Origin of the sequence: Pontibacter oryzae (assembly GCF_003576375.1) — a bacterium.
GTDB classification, from domain to species: domain Bacteria; phylum Bacteroidota; class Bacteroidia; order Cytophagales; family Hymenobacteraceae; genus Pontibacter; species Pontibacter oryzae.
Genome location: NZ_QWGE01000001.1, coordinates 1063498 through 1081600, shown reverse-complemented (window position 1 = coordinate 1081600; position 18103 = coordinate 1063498). Strand labels below are relative to the sequence as shown.

The window sequence follows — 18103 nt, the reverse complement described above, 5'->3', positions numbered from 1 at the left end:
AAAGTATAAATCTCGGCAGCCGTTCAAAGTTCGGTACTATAGTTTAAAATAAATAGTCTTTCACTCGATCAAACAGCAGAATGCCGCCGCCAGTCAGGATCACGTTCAGGATTGAAAGTGGGATCAGGATCTGCCAGCCCAGCTTCATCAGTTGGTCGTAGCGGAAGCGCGGAAGCGTCCAGCGCACCCACATAAAGAAAAAGATGAAAAAGAAAATCTTCGCGAACATCACACCTACTCCAAGCAGCGTAACCACGTTATTTGCCAGCACCGGATCGCTGATGGCACTGCGCAGGTTCTCCATGAACGGGAAGTTATAGGCACCAAAGTATAGCGTGGAGATCACGGCAGATGCCACAAAGATGTTGATATACTCTGCAAACAGGTAAAGGCCCAGTTTCATGGAAGAGTACTCGGTGTGGTAACCACCGATCAGCTCGGTCTCGCACTCTGGTAAGTCAAATGGCGTACGGTTAGTTTCTGCAAAGGCGCAGGTCAGGAAGATGATAAAGCCCAACGGCTGGTACCAGATGTTCCAGTTAAAGCCTTCCTGCTGTGCCGCAATCTCGCGCAGGGATAGGGAGCCAGTCATCATTAGGATGGCGATGATAGAAAGGCCCATGGCCAGCTCGTAGCTAATGTTCTGAGAGGCAGCACGGATAGCGCCAAGCAACGAGAACTTATTGTTAGATGCCCAGCCACCGATCATTAAGCCATAAACACCCAGCGATACCACGCCAAAGATGTACAACATCCCGATGTTAACCTCAATCGCCTGCAGGTAAATAGTGCGTCCGTCTATGATCAGGGTATCGCCAAAAGGTATAACCGCACTCGACATACATGCCACAATCATGGCCACACCTGGGCCTATAATGAAAAGCAGGCGGTTTGACTTGGCAGGTATAAATTCTTCCTTAAAGAACATTTTACCAGCATCGGCAATTGGCTGCAGCAACCCAAAAGGGCCGGCGCGGTTTGGGCCTACGCGGTCCTGGATAAAGGCAGCCACCTTACGCTCAGCGTATGTAGAGTAAGTGGCGATCAACAGCGTTAGGCCGAAGATAACCAGAATATAGATCGCTTTATAAATCAGTTCTACAGATTCCATGCTTATTTCTGCGGTAGTTGTTTTTCAGTAGATTTTGGTAGGTTCGGCACGATTGGCACGTTAACCACCGGCAACTCGTAATGGTTGGCAGAGATAACGGAAGCACGATCAATGTGGCGCGGCCCTTCAATAGTCCAGTCTGTCACCTCTTTCTTATCGAAACGGCAGGTGTTACAGATAAACTCTTCTACCTCGTTATATTGGTCCTTACGAGCCGTTACGCGTAGTACTTCCTCGCCGCGGGCCCAGAGTGTAACTTTACCAGAGCAGGTAGGGCAATCACGGTGCGCATCCATTGGCTTGGTAAACCATACACGGTTCTTAAAGCGCCAGGTCTTATCGGTGAGGGCTCCCACCGGGCACACATCGATCACGTTTCCTGAGAAATCGTTGTCTATCACATTTTCAATGTATGTTCCGATCTCTGCGGCATCGCCACGGCCAAGCACGCCATGTACGCGCTTCGCGGTAATCTGGTCGGCGGTGTATACGCAGCGGTAGCACAGGATGCAGCGCGTCATGTGCAACTGTATATAGGGGCCAAGGTCTACCTTGTTAAAGGTGCGGCGCTCTTCTTCGTAACGCGTGGCGCTGACGCCATGCTCAAACGAAAGGTCCTGCAGGCTGCACTCACCGGCCTGGTCGCACACAGGGCAATCCAGCGGGTGGTTAATGAGCAGCATCTCCACAATACCTTTGCGGGCATTCAGAACTTCCTCGTTTGTAGTGTTTTCTACCACCATGCCGTCCTGCACCTGCGTAATGCAGGAAGCAACAAGCTTAGGCATAGGGCGGGTATCTTTGGCAGAGCCTTGTGTTACCTTTACCAGGCACACGCGGCACTTACCGCCGCTGCCTTTCAGCGGACCATAATAACACATGGCAGGCGGCACAACACTGCCACCAATTTGTCTTGCGGCCTGCAGGATGGTAGTTCCGTCTTCTACCTCAATCTCAATGCCGTCAATTGTTACTTTAGCCATTTTAAATATCGTTGCTCGTTTATTGTTGCCTGTTTTGTTTAGAGGCTGGCAACAAACGATTTAGCTATACTTTCCTTCTCAGGATTATTTATTTAACAACTCATACACCAAGCGTTGAGCTGCTGTGCTGAGTTACTATTCAGATTTAGGCTGTTACCGCTGCTGGTTGGCCCCGGTACACCGCACCCGGGGCAGTTGCCTCCTGTGGGTTGTTGATGTGCCACTCAAACTCGTGCCTGAAGTGCCTGATAGCCGCGGCTACCGGCCAGGCGGCTGCATCGCCTAGTGGGCAAATAGTGTTACCCTCAATCTGCTTGGCTACGCTCACTAGCAAATCAATGTCCTGCTGGTGTCCATGACCATATTCAATGCGGTGTAACACACGTTCCATCCAGCCTGTACCTTCGCGGCATGGGCTACACTGGCCGCACGACTCATGGTGATAGAAGCGTGCATAGTTCCACGTGTTACGCACAATGCACTGGTCCTCGTCGAACACAATAAAGGCACCCGAGCCTAGCATCGAACCGCTAACAAAGCCACCATCCGACAAGGATTCGTAGCTCATCAGGCGAGGCTCGCCGGCAGCGGTTTTAAGTATAAGTTCTGCTGGCAGAATCGGAACGGATGAGCCTCCCGGCACAACGGCCTTCAGTTGCTTGCCTTTCCAGATGCCACCACAGTATTCTTCTGAGTAAATAAATTCTTCAACCGGCACGCCCAGCTCAATCTCGTAAACGCCCGGCTTGTTAATGTTTCCGCTGGCTGAAATGAGTTTGGTACCCGTGCTGCGGCCGATTCCTATTTTAGCATACTCTGCGCCGCCATTATTCACGATCCACGGCACTGCAGAGATTGTCTCCACGTTGTTTACCACGGTTGGACACTGGAAAAGGCCTTTCACCGCGGGGAAAGGCGGCTTATTACGCGGGTTGCCACGCTTGCCCTCCAGAGATTCCAGTAGCGCGGTTTCCTCGCCGCAGATATACGCACCACCACCCGGAGCTACGTGCAGGTCTAGGTCGTAGCCTGAGCCAAGTATGTTTTTGCCCAGCAAACCGGCAGCATATGCCTCAGCAATTGCTTTCTCCAGAATACGGAGCACAAACAATAACTCGCCACGGATGTAGATATAGGATGTATTAGCTCCTAAGGCAAAACTGGAGGTAATCATACCTTCGATCAGCGCATGTGGGTTTTTCTCCATGAACCAACGGTCCTTGAAGGTGCCAGGCTCCGATTCGTCGGCGTTGCACACTAGGTAGCGCGGTACACCTTCCGGTTTAGCAAGGAAGCTCCATTTCATACCCGTCGGGAAGCCAGCGCCACCACGGCCACGCAGGCCAGAAGTTTTCACTTCTTCCACCACCTCATCCGGAGTCATCGTTTTAATGGCTTTCTCTACAGATTTGTAGCCGCCGTGCTTGCGATAAACTTCCAGCGTTTCGATGCCGGGAACATTAATATGCTCAGTTAATATTTTAAGTCCCATTTTAGCAGGATATCTATGTCGGCTGCCACTGTTGCCGGTAGCGGGCCATTGTTTATCTATTTATCAGGATGAAGAAGCTTTGATAACGGGCAAAAGCGAAGGTGCAAGTATAATTTCTTGGCCAAGCAGCCTTTTGCCAGAAAATCAAAAAATTACTTCGCCCAGGTTGGTGTTTCCGGTTCCAGGCTACGCATGTGCGCTATAAATGCGTCCACGCGCTCCTCGCTGTCGAGGTTTTCGTAGAACGTTTCGCGCACCTGCAGCATTGGGCCTGAGCCGCAAGAGGCAAGGCACTCCACTGGTTTCAGGGTAAACATGCCGTCTGCGCTGGTTTCACCTTCCTCTATGTTTAGCTTCTGCTTCAGCATGTCTATCATCTGCTCGGCGCCACGCAGGCAGCAAGGGCCTGTACGGCATACTTCCAGCACGTGCTTTCCAACCGGCTTCAGGTTGAACATGGTATAAAAAGTGGCTACCTCGTATACCTCGATCGGCTGTATGTTCAGGATCTCAGCGATTTTGTCCATCACCTCAGGACTTACCCAGCCTCCGAACTCAGCCTGCGCAATGTGCAGGATCGGGAGTAGGGCAGACTTCTGGCGGCCTTCAGGGTAGTGGCTGATGTAGCGCTGAATCTCGGCCATGGCCGCGTCAGAAAACTTCACTTCGTTTATAGTCTCTGCCATTTTTTTAATTGTCACTGCGCCTTATTCCGGCTCAGTGTTAAATGGTAAATGATTAATGTTTAAGCGTCCAGCTCGCCAGCGATTACGTTCATGCTACTCAGGATTACGATGGCATCCGAAAGAGATACCCCGGTAATCATCTCCGGGTAAGCCTGGTAGTATATAAAGCATGGGCGGCGGAAGTGCAGGCGGTAAGGCGTGCGGCCACCGTCGCTGATAAGGTAGAAACCAAGTTCTCCGTTTCCTCCTTCCACTGCGTGGTATACTTCGCCTTTCGGGGCGTCAATCTCACCCATCACAATTTTAAAGTGATAGATCAGCGCTTCCATGTTGCGGTATACTTCCTGCTTCGGAGGCAGGTAATAATGTGGCGCATCGGCATGGAAAGACCCTTCCGGCAGGTTGTTGATGGCCTGCTCAATAATGCGCAAGCTCTGCCATACTTCCTCGTTGCGGACCATGAAGCGGTCGTAGGTATCGCCCTTGCTGCCCACCGGGATCTCGAAGTCGAAATCGGCGTAGGCAGAGTATGGGTTCATCACGCGTACGTCATAATCCACACCGGCGGCGCGTAGGTTAGGGCCGGTAAAACCATAGTTCAGGGCGCGCTCCGCAGTAATAGGGCCTACATTCTCGGTACGGTCTACGAAGATGCGGTTGCGGTTGAACATGCTCTCAAACTCAGCGAACACTTTCGGGAACTCCTTCAGGAACTCCTTGATCATGTGGATCGCCTTTGGCGTAAGGTCACGCTCCATGCCCCCAATACGGCCCATGTTGGTCGTCAGGCGGGCACCGCATACTTCCTCGTAAATATCGTATATCTTCTCACGCTCCTGGAACACGTACAGGAAGCCCGTGAAGGCCCCGGTATCCACACCAAGGATGGAGTTACAGATCAAGTGGTCGGCAATGCGTGCCAGCTCCATCATAATTACACGGATGTACTCAGCGCGCTGCGGCACGGTAATGCCCAGCAGCTTCTCCACCGTCATGTGGTAGCCCATGTTATTGATAGGCGAGGAGCAATAGTTCATGCGGTCGGTCAGCGGCGTAATCTGGTAGAAAGGCCGGCGTTCCGCTATTTTCTCAAATGCACGGTGAATGTAACCCACTGTAGACACAGCCGATACAATTTTCTCACCATCCATTTGCAGGATGTTCTGGAAGATACCATGCGTAGCCGGGTGTGTTGGGCCCAGGTTCAGCGTGGTCAGGTTCTGGTTTTCCTCTTCCTGCAGTTTCAGCTCGCGGTTTTCGCGGAACTCCTGCAGGCCGTCGGATACAACTGTTTTATTATCAGTAGCCATAGGTGCTTTTAGTTGAAGGCTGCCCGGGTTTAAAGGCAGCCAGAACTGGCTTAACGTCCGAAATACGTATTAATCTTATCTTCCCTGGTCTGGTCTTCCAGCGGATATTGCTTCAGCATCGGGTGGTACTCCATGTCTTCCACATTCAGGATGCGGATAAGGTTAGGGTGCCCAGTAAACAGCATGCCGTAAAAGTCATAGGCTTCGCGCTCCATCCAGTTGGCAGTAGCGTAAATATGCGTGATGGTTGGCAGTACTGGGTCCTCGATCGGGAAGTATACTTTAATGCGAAGGCGCAGATTATGGCGCAGGCTGTGCAACTGGTACATCATGCACAGTTCCTTGCCCTTCTGGTCAGGGTAATGGATACCGGCCATCGTGGTCAGGAAGCGCACCTGCAGTTCTTCATCGTCGTACAGAAACTGGATCAGCTCAACAATGCTTTCGCGGTTTGTCTGGAAAGTCATGATGCCATCGGGCGCATAGGCGTCCCAGATGTTATCGGTCCCGAACTTCTCGATGATCTTGCCGAGTACGTTTTCGTTCGTAAGCTCCATGATGCTTATTTAATGTTGTAAGAGGCTAACAGTGCCTGATATTCCGGAGAGTTACGGCGGTTGAGCGATTCATTCTCAGCAAGGTCCTGAACGCGCATTAAACCATCTAGTATTTGCTCTGGGCGAGGCGGGCAGCCCGGTACATACACATCTACCGGCACTACACGGTCAATGCCCTGCAGCACAGAGTATGTGTCGAAGATACCGCCTGAGGAAGCGCATGCGCCAACGGCGATTACCCAGCGGGGCTCAGCCATCTGCTCATATACTTGCTTTACCACCGGCGCCATTTTCTTGGCGATCGTACCCATTACCATCAGTAAGTCTGCCTGGCGTGGCGAGAAGCTTGGGCGCTCCGAGCCGAAACGGGAAATATCGTAGTTAGAGCCCATGGTGGCCATGTACTCAATACCGCAGCAAGAGGTGGCAAATGGCAAAGGCCAGAGCGAGTGCTTACGGGCCAGGCCGATTACCTTCTCAAGAGAGGTGGCGAAGAAGCCTGCGCCTTGTAGGCCATCCGGCGCATCAACTATCTTAATATCTGTATTTTCACTCATGTTAATGTTGGTTTGTCGTGCAGAGGGCGGTTTTAGCACCCTCTAAGCTGAACAAGATTGTGATCTTAAAAGTTTAGTGGCTTACTCCCAGTCCAGGATGCCTTTTTTGATCACGTAGAAGAAGCCGGCAAGCAGCAAGCCCATGAACACGAGCATCTGTATAAAGCCGTCTATACCAAAGGTTTTGAAGTTAACAGCCCATGGGTACATGAAGATGATTTCCACATCAAACAGTACAAAAAGGATGGCCGTCATGAAGTATTTGTAGGAGATAGGTGTACGGGCGTCACCCACAGACTCAATACCACTTTCCCAAGGGGCGTCTTTTACATCGCTCTTGCGCTTTGGGCCTATCATGTGCGTTACAAGCAAGGTTACCACCACAAAGCCAAGGGCTGCAGCAAACTGAATGATGATGGGCAGGTAATCCGACGGTACGTACTGATCTACAGTTGGTTCCATTTCTCTGTATTCCTTTCGTGAAATTTGGGAACAAAATTAGGTATAAATAGCCATTAATCAAAAGTATAACTTATCACTAAAATGCGCTGATACTGGGATGTTTAGCTGGTTACACGTTATTTTTATTTATTCTAAATAATTAATCTGTGTTTATACTTCCGTTAAAGCGCAAGGGCCATGTCCTTTGCAGAACATGGCCCTTGCCTTGATTATACTTTAGAACTAGCTTCTACTTGTTCTCGCCCAGGAACGGGTAACGGTAATCCACCGGAGAAACAAACGTTTCTTTTATAGACCTGGCAGAAACCCAACGCAACAGGTTCAGCATTGATCCGGCCTTGTCGTTAGTGCCTGAGGCGCGCGCGCCACCAAATGGCTGCTGGCCCACCACGGCTCCCGTTGGCTTATCATTGATGTAGAAGTTGCCTGCAGCCTGATCTAGCTTCTTGGTGGCATATTCCACAATATAACGGTCCTGGCTAAAGATGGCGCCTGTAAGTGCGTAAGGCGATGTAGCGTTTACCAGCTCCAGGGTGTCCTCAAAGTTGTTCTCGTCATACACATAAATAGTAATAACCGGCCCGAAGATCTCCTCACACATGGTTACATACTGTGGGTTATGCGATAATAGCACAGTTGGCTCAATGAAGTAGCCTTTAGACTTGTCGTAGTTACCGCCTGCTATTACCTCTACCTCGTTGCTTTCTTTAGCGCCGTCAATGTAGCGGGCAATCTTGTCGAAAGACTTCTCGTCGATAACAGCGTTGATGAAGTTAGAGAAATCCTCAGGGGCACCCATTTTAAAGCTTTTCAGGTCTTCCTGCACGTAACCTTTCACTTCCTCCCAAAGGTTGCTAGGGATGTATGCGCGTGAGGCGGCAGAGCATTTCTGACCCTGGAACTCGAACGCACCACGCGAAATGGCTGTGGCAAGCGCCTTGGCATCAGCTGATCTGTGGGCAAGTATAAAGTCCTTACCGCCGGTTTCGCCTACAATGCGTGGGTAAGATTTATACTTGTGTATGTTTGTGCCGATTGTTTTCCAGATGTTCTGGAACACGCCGGTGCTTCCTGTAAAGTGGATGCCGGCAAAGTCAGCGTGGTTAAATACGATGTCGCCAGTTGTCGGGCCATCTACATAAATCAGGTTGATTACCCCCTCAGGCAAGCCAGCCTCAATCAGCAGTTCCATAATCATGTGGGCCGCATAGATTTGCGTGTGCGCAGGCTTCCATACAACCACGTTACCCATCATGGCGGCAGAAGTAGGTAGGTTGCCGGCAATGGCCGTGAAGTTAAACGGCGTAAGCGCAAACACAAAGCCTTCCAGTGGGCGGTGCTCCATGCGGTTCCAAACGCCCGGCGATGATTCCGGCTGCATCTGGTAAATCTCGGTCATGTACTGCACATTAAAGCGCAGGAAGTCTACCAACTCGCAGGCAGAGTCAATCTCGGCCTGATATGCGTTCTTAGACTGGCCAAGCATGGTGGCAGCGTTCAGGCGGGCTCTCCAAGGGCCGGCAAGCAACTCAGCGGCTTTCAGGAAAATGCTGGCGCGGTGCTCCCAGCTCATGGCAGCCCAAGCCTCGCGTGCCGCCAAGGCAGCGTTTATGGCTTGTTCCACGTGTGACGCTTCGCCTTCGCTGAAGTGACCCAGGATGTGCTGGTGGTCATGCGGCTGCAGCATTGGCTGCTTGTTATCAGTATAAACTTTGTCGCCGCCAATGTACATGGGTACATCCAGTTGCTTCGACTTCAGCTCTTTATAAGTGCGCAACAGCTCCTCTTTTTCAGGTGAGCCAGGTGCGTAAGACTTTACGGGTTCGTTAATAGGGGTTGGTACTCTAAAAAATCCGGTTGCCATTAGTTTATAGTTACAGATTTACAATAGATTTTGTCTCAGGTAGCTCTACGGAGGCCACCTGAACAAAGGTAAGGTTATAATTTGATTTTGCAGGTATGATTGCCTACGCTGTTACATATGGGCTGTAATGCCACTTTACGAGACTGTGCATCTGGGTGGGAATTAGTTGTAGCCCTAAAACTATACTTGTATTAGTACAACCGGTGAAAAGGCAAGGTTTGTTTAGGCTGGATTGTTGGCGTTGGTAAAGTGCAGATTATCAGTACTGCGTTTAAATGTTTTGCATGGGCGGGAGGAATGCTTGGCAAGGGCGCTTAGAAAAGATAATTGAAAAACTATACAAAACATTATCCATAGCGAGCTGTTAGTACGTATACACCTCTTCGCTGCGTCTTGAGTGCGGCATATATTACGAATACCTAATAATCATGAAGAATACGAATAAGAAATACGCAAAGCTGATGCTGGCAGGCGCCCTGTCGTTCTCCTTTGTTGCAGAAGCTACAAACTATACGCTTACTGAAAACAGTACACACATCACGGAGATAGTATCTCAGGCAAGCACTAAGAAATGGGAAAAGCAGTTGTTGGGCCCATACCACAAAATAAACACCTTAACCGCTGCAAACGTTCGGGAAGCGTACACTGCTTTTCTAACTAATGTAAGAGCACAGCATAATAACTGGACCGATACCGAGTGGGATCATGCCAAAGCCGTGCTTGATAAACTGGACTATAAGAAGAACACTCTGGAAAGCCAGCTAAAATTAGACGATAAAGGCAAGATTAAAATGTTGCAAGCCGAGTTTAGGGCACTAGAAACCGGCGACGATATCAAGGACTAAGTATAAAAAATGGGCTGATAAAGAATCAGCCCATTTTTTTATATTATAATATCTGTTTTAGCTCGCTCAGGCAACCAATCTCATAGGTTGGTTTGGGCCTTTTGCGACCGCTGGTGCGTTCTGGGTTAAAGTAAACCTGGTCTATGCCGGCATCGCGGGCACCCTCAATATCGCACTCATAGTTATCTCCAATCATCAGGCACTCATCAGGCTTAACGCCAATGCGCTCCAATAAGTGCTCAAACATGCGGCGATCCGGTTTCTTAAATCCACACGATTCGGAGGTTATAATCTCCTGAAAGTAATCATGCAGCTTCGATGCGCTCATTTTTATATGCTGTACATCCCTAAAGCCGTTGGTGACAATGTGCAATCCATACTTGGGTTGCAGGTATTGCAGCACCTCATATGTATGGGGAAAGACGGCAGTTTTAGTAGGGCACATTTCGATATATGCTTCCGAAATGCCAATTGGCAGTTCGTGCTCGGCCAGGCCAAGGCCAAGCAGGGTTTTCTTGAAGCGGCTCTCGCGCAGCTCGGTTTGGTTTATCCTGCCTTTGTTATACTGGTCCCAGAGACGGGTATTAACAAACTTATACTTTTTATAAAACGAGCTGCAATCAAACTTGCCATGCTTGGCAAGCTCAAATTGCTCATACAAAGTATAAATGGTTTCTTCTGAGTTCTTCTCAAAGTCCCAGAGCGTGTGGTCCAGGTCAAAAAAGATATGGGTGTATGCTTTCATAAGCGTTTTTTCGGGTTTGGGTACAAGTAGAACGGAGCAGCGGGCCGGATGTTTATAGAAAAGCAGAATGATTGAGGCAAACCGGAACTGCTATACTAAAACGCTGGTTCGGGAGTTATAGCAAGGCAATGGTTAAATAGCCGTCCAGCGCCGGTTCTCCAGCTTATTAACAGCCAACTCACGGTTAGAGTGCAGTATTTCGTATACTTCCAGGTCCTTTTGCAGCGTGCTGTCGCGCTCCATGTAGGCTAAGATCTGGCTAAGCAGGTCAGCGCCCTCATCTTTGATAGCGTAGAATACCCATTGGTCCAGTTTGCGCGGAACCACCAGGCCAGCGTTTCGGAGGTAAGCCAAGTGGCGCGACGTTTTAGTTTGCGTAAAGTCCAGCACCTGCTCCAGGTCTGAGGTGCACATCTCTTTGTTGCGCAGAACCAGGTGTAGGATGCGCAGCCTTGATTCGTCGGCAAGTGCTTTCAGCACCTGTTGTCCGTAGGCTAAACTGAAGTGTTTTAGTCTCATACTGCTATTGGTAGTGGCGGAGGGCTGTGTGAACAAAATTAGGCAAAAGCTGCTATTATAAAAGAATTAATAAGTATAATTGTATCATATGACGCTTACATCACTTTCCGCTTCCCTCTCCGCAAACTTACCGAAATGGCTCTTATTGCCACTGCTGGGCCTGCTGTTTTTATGCATGGCACCGGGGCAGGCAAAGGCGCAAAGCAAGCAGCGCGTGGTGCAGCTGTCGGGTTTTGTGGCAACCGGCGATAGCCTATATGGTGTGGCAGGGGCAGGCGTTTATGTGCCGGGCACTAACCGGGGCACAATAACCAACGAGTATGGCTATTTCTCGATGCCTGTGCTGGCCGGCGACAGCGTGATCTTTAACTCGCTTGGCTTTAAATCGCAGTACCTCATCATCCCAAAAACCTACGAGAGCCAGAGTTATTCTATTATTATGCAGATGCAAGAGGACCCTACTGAGCTGCCTACCGTAGACGTTTTCCCGTGGCCAACCGAGCGCGAGTTCAGGCAGGCTGTGGCAAACGTACGCCTGCCGGAGCAGGGCAACGCCATACTTACCAAAAGCCTCGACCCGCGCCACCTGGAGGAGCTGGCCAAGATCACCCCAATGAGCGATGCCCAGAACTTCCGCTTCTGGAACCAGCAGCAGATACAGATGCAGCAAAACCGCTACATGTTCCCGTCGCAGATTAACATGCTGGCTATACCAGGCTTGCTGAAATCGTTGCTGAATGGAGACTTTAAGAAGAAGGAAGACTAAGTAAGCCCTGTGTTTTGGTACAGTTTATACTTGCCACCAACAAAGAATAAAATAGGATGATTTAGGCCATTATCAGGCCTGGAGCGGCGTTTTGGCAACTTAGCAAATCGCCATGCGTTATGTGCCAATGTAGTGTTTTGCAACTACAAAGCATTGGGCAGTGTAATTTCCGCTGCACTGCCGCTGCCGGCAACTTAAACAATCTATACTATGCTCGAACCAGATCAACTATCCCTTAATATCCCGGAAACCAAAAAACCGCGCCTTGTAATTGTAGGCGGAGGGTTTGGAGGTATAAACTTAGCTAAAAAACTTTCAGGCAAAAACTTCCAGGTGGTGATGTTCGACAGGCAAAATTACCATGGGTTCTGGCCGCTGCTCTACCAAGTAGCTACCGGAGGCCTGGAGCCAGACTCTATCGCGGAGCCGCTTCGCAAAATGTTCAGCTCCGACGATTACGAAGACTTCCACTTCCGGTTGGTGAAAGTAACTGGTATTCACCCCGAAACCAAAACTGTATCCACGCTGATCGGTGACATTGCTTATGATTACCTGGTTATAGCCACAGGCACGAAGCCGAACTACTTCGGCAACGATCAGATCAAGAAATACGCTTTCCCGCTGAAGCAGGTGCCAGAGGCGCTTAATTTGAGAAGCCAGGTGCTACAGTGCTTCGAGCAAGCCAACATGACCAAGGATCCGGCCACGCGCCAGAGCCTCCTTAACTTTGTGATTGTGGGTGGCGGGCCCACAGGCGTGGAACTAGCTGGAGCCCTTGCGGAGATGCGCAAGCACGTACTGCCCACCGATTATCCCGGACTGGATTTTACACAGATGAACATTATACTGGTGGAGGGCCTGGACAGGGTATTGCCGCCCATGTCGGAGCAGGCTAGTGCCAAAACCCACAAATACCTGGCAGAGCTTGGCGTGGATATCCGGCTGAACACACTGGTAGCGGGTTACGACGGTGAGATAGCCACCTTTAAAAGCGGAGAGCAGATCCAGACGAATACTCTCATTTGGGCGGCGGGTGTTTCGGGTGCCGTGATCGACGGACTGCCAGAGGCCACCGTAGAGCGTGGGCGCATACTTGTAAACGACTTTAACCAAGTGCTTGGCTTTGACAACATCTTTGCGATAGGGGATGTGGCCCTGATGAAGACACCCGAGTTTCCGAAAGGGCACCCGGGCGTGGCGCAGCCGGCCATCCAGCAAGGCAAGCTGTTGGCCAAAAACCTAAAGCATATCCTGCGCAACGAACCGTTGGAACCTTTCAAGTATAACGACAAGGGGTCGCTGGCAATCATTGGCCGTAACCGCGCTGTAGCCGATTTACCTAAAAACCTGCATTTTGGCGGGTTCTTAGCATGGGCAATCTGGCTTTTTGTGCACGTGATGGCACTAGTAGGTTTCCGCAACAAGTTGGTGGTGCTGAGCAATTGGGTATATAAGTTCTTCACTTACGAGAACGGCACACGCCTTATTATCCGACCATTCTACCGCCGCGACGACCGTGCCAAGCGCAAGTTCATTGAGAAGTATAACGCAGATTGATGGAAGTTAGAAAGTTGAGGAGTTAGAAAGTTAGAAAGTTGAGAAGTTAGAAAGGTGTAAGTTACCTTTAATGAAAACAGAAGCGCCTGTAGCTATACTTGCTACAGGCGCTTTTTTTTATACTTGGCGAGGTTCTTATTACCTGCCGCTGTTGGTTCCGGTGCTTGTGTTGCGGCTAGTGGCGCGCTCACGCTGCATCGGGTTTCTTCTGTCGTTCTGTTGCTGGAAAATCTCGAAGCGAGAAGGTGCCATCTGGCGCGGATAGTAATTGTTGGATAGGTCTGTATCCGCTGTTTCCAGGTATGGGTCCAGTTCAAAGCTTACAACTGGCTTCTCAGTAATGAATACCTTCGTGATCTCCTCGTTGTTATAGCGCCAGATCTCGGCCGGGATGTTAACTACCTCGTCAGTGCCATCCTCATACTGCATGCGCACGATAAGCGGCATAACCAGACCACCCAGGTTCTTGAAGCCAACCTCGTAGAAGTTCAGGCCTGAGTTCAGCACCTCTTTCTGCTCCGGGCTAAGCTTGCTCATGAACTGCTTGTAGCTTTCTTCATCAGCAGCTGTAGTTGCCAACGGATCGTAGTTGTTATAAAAATCCTTCAGCTGCGGCTTCATCTCAACCAGTGTTTTCGGGATGTCCTTCAGGTTGCGTTGCTGCGACAGGGTTTTCGGGGCTTTGTTCTGCTGTTCACGCACCTGTGCGTTTACAAAAGCAGGATCCTGAGAGTCTACGGTATACCATTTCACGCCTTCAATGGCGATGTCGGTATGGTCTGTGGTGTAGAACCAGCCTCTCCAGAACCAGTCAAGGTCTACGCCCGAGGCATCTTCCATGGTGCGGAAGAAGTCGGCTGGCATCGGGTGCTTAAAGGCCCAACGCTTCGAGTACTCTTTAAAGGCATAGTCAAACAGCTCGCGGCCCATCACCGTTTCGCGCAGGATGTTAAGGGCTGTGGCTGGCTTGCCGTAAGCGTTGTTACCGAACTGCAGCACCGACTCAGAGTTGGTCATGATCGGAACCTGCGTGTTTTTGGCGCTCTTCATGTACTCTACAATGTCCTGTGGTTCACCGCGGCGCGATGGGTAGGTGCGCTCCCACTCCTGCTCCGACAGGTATTGCATAAAGGTGTTCAGGCCTTCATCCATCCATGTCCACTGGCGCTCATCAGAGTTAATGATCATCGGGAAGAAGTTATGACCAACCTCGTGGATAATCACGGAGATCAAACCATACTTGGTGCGGTCAGAGTATGTGCCGTCAGCCTCTGGGCGGTAGCCGTTAAACGAAAGCATCGGGTACTCCATACCACCCACCGGGCCGTGTACCGAAATGGCTACAGGGTATGGGTAATCGATGGTGCGCTTAGAGTAGGTTCTCAAAGTATGGCCTACAGCCTCGGTAGAGTACTGGCCCCACAGTGGGTTCGCCTCTTTCGGGTAGTAAGACATAGCCAGTACGTTTTTGCCGCCTACGTTCACGTTCATGGCATCCCAGATAAACTTACGGGAGCTGGCCCAGGCAAAGTCGCGCACGTTTTTGGCGGAGTATACCCAGGTTTTCTTGTTTTTGGCTTTGTTCTTCTCGGCCTGCGTGGCTTCCTCCTGGGTTACGATTACCACAGGGTCGTTGCTTTTGGCAGCCTGTGCCCAGCGTTTCTGCTGGGTAGAGGTTAGCACCTGGCTGGCATTCTGCAGCTCGCCGGTGCTGGCTACTACGTGGTCAGCGGGTACGGTAATGCTCACTTTATAATCGCCGAAAGGCAGAGCAAACTCGCCGCTGCCCAGGAACTGTTTGTGCTGCCAGCCATTCACATCGTCATAAACGGCCATGCGCGGGAACCATTGCGCCATTTCGTAGAGGTAGTTGCCATCCTCCGGGAAAAACTCGTAGCCAGAGCGGCCGCCCAGCGTTTTCTGGTTGTTGATGTTGTGTTTCCAGTCGATGCTGAACGTGAAGCTTTGGTTTGGCTTAAGCGGTGAAGGCAGGTCTACACGCATCATGGTATTGTTGATGGTATAGTCCAGGGATTTGCCGCCGCGGTCAGTAACCTTGCTGATCTTAAAGCCGCCATCAAACTTCTCGCGCGTCATGTACTCCACGGCGCGCAGCGATACCTGCTTCTGCAGCTCGGCAGTGCGCGTAAGGTTGCTCATGGAGTTTGGCTCGAAGATGTTCTGGTCCAGCTGCACCCACACGTAGCTTAATACATCCGGCGAGTTGTTGGTGTAGGTAATCGTTTCGGAGCCAGTGATGGACTGGTTCTGGTCGTCGAGCTCTACTTTGATATTATAGTCGGCACGCTGTTGCCAGTACTGGTGGCCCGGTGCGCCCGATGCGGAACGATAGGTGTTCGGGGTTGGCAATTCCTGCGCCAGCTGCGCAAACTTGGTGTCTTGTGCCAGTGCCGCCAGGGGGCCTGCCACTAAGCCAACCATCGCCAAACCTGCTACTAGTTTTCTCATGTGGTTTTGGTTAAGGTAGATCAGTTGTATCTGTAAGGTTATAGTTTAGTTGTGAAAAAAGGTGTTTGAACGCTAGAAGATACTGGTTTGCAGCATCAATATCAAGGAAATGCCCGCTGCCGCGCTGGAGAGCACCATGATCCAGTCGCGCTTGGAGGCCCGGAACAAGGTCATGATCAGGAAGCCGGCCACTAATAGTATACCCACAATAAGCAGCTGCCCCAGCTCAATGCCGATGTTAAAGGCCAGCAGTTGTTGCCAGAAATTATCGCGGCTGCCCAGCATGTGGCGCAAGAAGTTAGAGAAGCCCATACCATGAATCAACCCAAAAGCCATGGCCATCAGGTTATGTACTGATAGTATGGTAGGTTGCTTGGCCGCAGCGCCTTTCAGCTTGAAGAAGTTGGTAACGCAGGTAACCAAAATCGTAACCGGAATCAGGAACTCTATCAGCTCGGAGTTAAACTCTATGATGCGGAACGTGGCAAGCGCCAAGGTTATACTATGGCCAATGGTAAAGCTGGTAACCAGGGCTATCACCTTTCGCCAGTCCTGCAACGTGTAAATGGCGCTAAGGGCCAACAAGAAAAGCATGTGGTCGAAGGCCTGGAAGTCGTAGATGTGGTTAAACCCGACCTCGATGTAGGTTGAAAAGACAGAAGACATCGGAAAAGCTTTAGCTAGGTTTGCAATAACGCCAAGATGCAAATTACACAGCTATGGCTAAACATGCAATGTGCTGGGTGGCAAGTAATGCTGCTGTAAGTTACTGTTTATACTTTAATCGACGAACAGGGTAATTTAATCTATGAAAAATCGACCTTGTTTTATACTTTAAGCAAGCACTGCGTATTTAATGGGCATGTTTTATACCTTTAGCGCAACGCCAGGGCTACCGGAATATTCCGGGCAGTTTTATTGACTGGTGTATCAAATTTAAAAACGGGTAACGAATGCATAAGCGATTTAACAAAAGCCAGAAACAAGGAGCACTAACCACAGGCTTGCTGCTGGCAGGCATTTTATTGGGAACATCAGGCTGCAACAACAATGCCAGCGAAGTGCAGCAGGATAGCAACGAAACACAACGGACCATGGAAAGAACAAGGGTATATGTTGGCACTTATGCCGAACCGGATGCAGAAAGTATCTACCTGTATAACCTGAACAGCGAAACCGGTGAGCTTACGCGCGAAGCAGCTTATAAGGCAGGTGAAAACCCTTCGTATTTGGCCCTGAGCCCAGACCGGCAGTACCTTTACGCAGTAAACGAAACCACATCGTATGAAGGCGAGAAAAGCGGAGCTGTTAGTGCCTTTGCTATAAATGGGCAGGGAGCGTCGCTGAGCCTGCTCAGTAAAGTAGCTTCGAAAGGCGGTGCGCCCTGCTACATTGCTTTAAATGGGAATACCGTGCTGGTGGCAAATTACGTGGGCGGAAATGTGGCGGCTTATGCGGTGCAGGCCGATGGCAAACTGAGTACGGCAACCACTGTGCAGCAGCATGAAGGCACTGGGCCAAACGAAAAGCGCCAGGAAGCGCCTCATGCGCACTACTTTGCGCCGGGGCCAACGGGTAAGTATAATTTTGCCGTAGATTTAGGTGCCGATAAGGTATTCGCTTATACCTTGGAGGATGGGAAGCTGACAAGCCCAACAGTAGCCTTTAACGCAGCGCCTGGCTCCGGGCCACGCCACCTGGCTTTTCGCCCGGATGGTAAGTATGCTTATTTGCTGCACGAGCTGAACTCCACCCTGGTTGCTTTAGCCTATAATGCAGAAAACGGTACTTTTGAGGAAGTGCAGGCACTCTCTACCTTGCCCGAAGGGTTTACTGAAAACAACCAGCCTGCCGCTGTTAAAGTATCGCCGGATGGCAAGTATGTTTACAGCTCTAACCGCGGGCACAACAGCATGGCAGTATTCGCTATTGACGCTGAAACCGGGAAGATACGCCTGGTTGAAACAGTGCCTACCGGCGGCGATTGGCCCCGCGATTTCTCCATCGACCCATCAGGGAGTATCTTGCTTGTAGCCAACGAGCGCTCCAACAACATCACCACGTTTAAAATAGACAAAACAACCGGAAAACTTACCGCCACCGGCCACGAGGCACAGGTGCCTAAACCAGTAAACCTCGTGTTTGAATAACATAAAGTATAAAGGCCGGCAACTCTGCCG

The 18103-nt window shown here is 50.4% G+C and carries 17 protein-coding genes; 4 read left to right on the top strand and 13 right to left on the bottom strand.

Annotation, left to right across the window (positions count from 1 at the left end; translation table 11 throughout):
- Nucleotides 1-43: 43 nt before the first annotated feature.
- The 9 genes from nuoH to pruA all read right to left on the bottom strand — a co-directional run bounded on the left by nuoH (nucleotide 44) and on the right by pruA (nucleotide 9022).
- Nucleotides 44-1111, bottom strand: a complete 1068-nt coding sequence (nuoH, locus tag D1627_RS04475; protein ID WP_119430972.1) for an NADH-quinone oxidoreductase subunit NuoH — start codon at nucleotides 1109-1111, stop codon at nucleotides 44-46.
- Between the two features lie 2 nt (nucleotides 1112-1113).
- Nucleotides 1114-2094, bottom strand: a complete 981-nt coding sequence (locus D1627_RS04470) for a 2Fe-2S iron-sulfur cluster-binding protein (protein ID WP_119430971.1) — start codon at nucleotides 2092-2094, stop codon at nucleotides 1114-1116.
- A 145-nt stretch (nucleotides 2095-2239) separates the two neighbouring features.
- Nucleotides 2240-3586, bottom strand: coding sequence for an NADH-quinone oxidoreductase subunit NuoF (gene nuoF / locus D1627_RS04465; RefSeq protein ID WP_119430970.1), 1347 nt, complete (start codon nucleotides 3584-3586; stop codon nucleotides 2240-2242).
- A 152-nt stretch (nucleotides 3587-3738) separates the two neighbouring features.
- Nucleotides 3739-4272: an NADH-quinone oxidoreductase subunit NuoE family protein gene (locus D1627_RS04460; protein ID WP_119430969.1), complete on the bottom strand. Its 534-nt coding sequence runs from the start codon at nucleotides 4270-4272 to the stop codon at nucleotides 3739-3741.
- 59 nt (nucleotides 4273-4331) lie between these two features.
- The gene (gene nuoD / locus D1627_RS04455; RefSeq protein WP_119430968.1) at nucleotides 4332-5582 is read right to left on the bottom strand and encodes an NADH dehydrogenase (quinone) subunit D; all 1251 of its coding nucleotides are present in this window, start codon (nucleotides 5580-5582) and stop codon (nucleotides 4332-4334) included.
- Nucleotides 5583-5632: 50 nt separating this feature from the next.
- Nucleotides 5633-6139 carry an NADH-quinone oxidoreductase subunit C gene (locus D1627_RS04450; RefSeq protein ID WP_119430967.1) on the bottom strand — a complete coding sequence of 169 codons (507 nt, stop codon included), beginning with the start codon at nucleotides 6137-6139 and terminating at the stop codon, nucleotides 5633-5635.
- 5 nt (nucleotides 6140-6144) lie between these two features.
- Entirely contained in the window at nucleotides 6145-6696 is a 552-nt protein-coding gene (locus D1627_RS04445; protein WP_119430966.1) for an NADH-quinone oxidoreductase subunit B, read from the bottom strand.
- An 81-nt stretch (nucleotides 6697-6777) separates the two neighbouring features.
- Nucleotides 6778-7158, bottom strand: a complete 381-nt coding sequence (locus tag D1627_RS04440; RefSeq protein WP_119430965.1) for an NADH-quinone oxidoreductase subunit A — start codon at nucleotides 7156-7158, stop codon at nucleotides 6778-6780.
- Between the two features lie 229 nt (nucleotides 7159-7387).
- Entirely contained in the window at nucleotides 7388-9022 is a 1635-nt protein-coding gene (pruA, locus tag D1627_RS04435) for an L-glutamate gamma-semialdehyde dehydrogenase (RefSeq protein WP_119430964.1), read from the bottom strand.
- Nucleotides 9023-9450: 428 nt separating this feature from the next.
- Here pruA and D1627_RS04430 point away from each other — a divergent pair, with 428 nt between their 5' ends.
- Nucleotides 9451-9867, top strand: coding sequence for a hypothetical protein (locus D1627_RS04430; protein ID WP_119430963.1), 417 nt, complete (start codon nucleotides 9451-9453; stop codon nucleotides 9865-9867).
- A gap of 43 nt (nucleotides 9868-9910) precedes the next feature.
- Here the strand turns inward: D1627_RS04430 and D1627_RS04425 are convergent, their stop codons facing one another.
- Together D1627_RS04425 and D1627_RS04420 are read right to left on the bottom strand one after the other, a co-directional pair.
- On the bottom strand, nucleotides 9911-10612 hold the full coding sequence (locus D1627_RS04425; RefSeq protein WP_119430962.1) for a YjjG family noncanonical pyrimidine nucleotidase: 702 nt from the start codon (nucleotides 10610-10612) through the stop codon (nucleotides 9911-9913).
- A gap of 132 nt (nucleotides 10613-10744) precedes the next feature.
- A complete protein-coding gene (locus D1627_RS04420) occupies nucleotides 10745-11131 on the bottom strand; it encodes an ArsR/SmtB family transcription factor (protein ID WP_119431121.1) in 387 nt (128 codons plus the stop codon).
- Between the two features lie 88 nt (nucleotides 11132-11219).
- Between D1627_RS04420 and D1627_RS04415 the strand changes: the two genes are divergently transcribed.
- Together D1627_RS04415 and D1627_RS04410 are read left to right on the top strand one after the other, a co-directional pair.
- Nucleotides 11220-11897 (top strand): carboxypeptidase-like regulatory domain-containing protein, encoded by a 678-nt coding sequence (locus tag D1627_RS04415; RefSeq protein ID WP_119430961.1) that lies wholly within the window; start codon nucleotides 11220-11222, stop codon nucleotides 11895-11897.
- 210 nt (nucleotides 11898-12107) lie between these two features.
- Nucleotides 12108-13454: an NAD(P)/FAD-dependent oxidoreductase gene (locus D1627_RS04410; RefSeq protein ID WP_119430960.1), complete on the top strand. Its 1347-nt coding sequence runs from the start codon at nucleotides 12108-12110 to the stop codon at nucleotides 13452-13454.
- Nucleotides 13455-13592: 138 nt separating this feature from the next.
- Here D1627_RS04410 and D1627_RS04405 read toward each other — a convergent pair whose 3' ends face one another.
- Together D1627_RS04405 and D1627_RS04400 are read right to left on the bottom strand one after the other, a co-directional pair.
- The gene (locus tag D1627_RS04405; protein WP_119430959.1) at nucleotides 13593-15923 is read right to left on the bottom strand and encodes a M1 family metallopeptidase; all 2331 of its coding nucleotides are present in this window, start codon (nucleotides 15921-15923) and stop codon (nucleotides 13593-13595) included.
- A gap of 72 nt (nucleotides 15924-15995) precedes the next feature.
- Nucleotides 15996-16589 carry a HupE/UreJ family protein gene (locus tag D1627_RS04400; protein WP_119431120.1) on the bottom strand — a complete coding sequence of 198 codons (594 nt, stop codon included), beginning with the start codon at nucleotides 16587-16589 and terminating at the stop codon, nucleotides 15996-15998.
- 287 nt (nucleotides 16590-16876) lie between these two features.
- Between D1627_RS04400 and D1627_RS04395 the strand changes: the two genes are divergently transcribed.
- Nucleotides 16877-18073 (top strand): lactonase family protein, encoded by a 1197-nt coding sequence (locus D1627_RS04395; protein ID WP_119430958.1) that lies wholly within the window; start codon nucleotides 16877-16879, stop codon nucleotides 18071-18073.
- The last annotated feature ends 30 nt before the right edge of the window (nucleotides 18074-18103 follow it).

Bases quoted from the DNA above. Each gene is read 5' to 3' on its own strand.
- nuoH (WP_119430972.1), bottom strand. From the start codon at position 1,111: ATGGAATCTGTAGAACTGATTTATAAAGCGATCTATATTCTGGTTATC.
- D1627_RS04470 (WP_119430971.1), bottom strand. From the start codon at position 2,094: ATGGCTAAAGTAACAATTGACGGCATTGAGATTGAGGTAGAAGACGGA.
- nuoF (WP_119430970.1), bottom strand. From the start codon at position 3,586: ATGGGACTTAAAATATTAACTGAGCATATTAATGTTCCCGGCATCGAA.
- D1627_RS04460 (WP_119430969.1), bottom strand. From the start codon at position 4,272: ATGGCAGAGACTATAAACGAAGTGAAGTTTTCTGACGCGGCCATGGCC.
- nuoD (WP_119430968.1), bottom strand. From the start codon at position 5,582: ATGGCTACTGATAATAAAACAGTTGTATCCGACGGCCTGCAGGAGTTC.
- D1627_RS04450 (WP_119430967.1), bottom strand. From the start codon at position 6,139: ATGGAGCTTACGAACGAAAACGTACTCGGCAAGATCATCGAGAAGTTC.
- D1627_RS04445 (WP_119430966.1), bottom strand. From the start codon at position 6,696: ATGAGTGAAAATACAGATATTAAGATAGTTGATGCGCCGGATGGCCTA.
- D1627_RS04440 (WP_119430965.1), bottom strand. From the start codon at position 7,158: ATGGAACCAACTGTAGATCAGTACGTACCGTCGGATTACCTGCCCATC.
- pruA (WP_119430964.1), bottom strand. From the start codon at position 9,022: ATGGCAACCGGATTTTTTAGAGTACCAACCCCTATTAACGAACCCGTA.
- D1627_RS04430 (WP_119430963.1), top strand. From the start codon at position 9,451: ATGAAGAATACGAATAAGAAATACGCAAAGCTGATGCTGGCAGGCGCC.
- D1627_RS04425 (WP_119430962.1), bottom strand. From the start codon at position 10,612: ATGAAAGCATACACCCATATCTTTTTTGACCTGGACCACACGCTCTGG.
- D1627_RS04420 (WP_119431121.1), bottom strand. From the start codon at position 11,131: ATGAGACTAAAACACTTCAGTTTAGCCTACGGACAACAGGTGCTGAAA.
- D1627_RS04415 (WP_119430961.1), top strand. From the start codon at position 11,220: ATGACGCTTACATCACTTTCCGCTTCCCTCTCCGCAAACTTACCGAAA.
- D1627_RS04410 (WP_119430960.1), top strand. From the start codon at position 12,108: ATGCTCGAACCAGATCAACTATCCCTTAATATCCCGGAAACCAAAAAA.
- D1627_RS04405 (WP_119430959.1), bottom strand. From the start codon at position 15,923: ATGAGAAAACTAGTAGCAGGTTTGGCGATGGTTGGCTTAGTGGCAGGC.
- D1627_RS04400 (WP_119431120.1), bottom strand. From the start codon at position 16,589: ATGTCTTCTGTCTTTTCAACCTACATCGAGGTCGGGTTTAACCACATC.
- D1627_RS04395 (WP_119430958.1), top strand. From the start codon at position 16,877: ATGCATAAGCGATTTAACAAAAGCCAGAAACAAGGAGCACTAACCACA.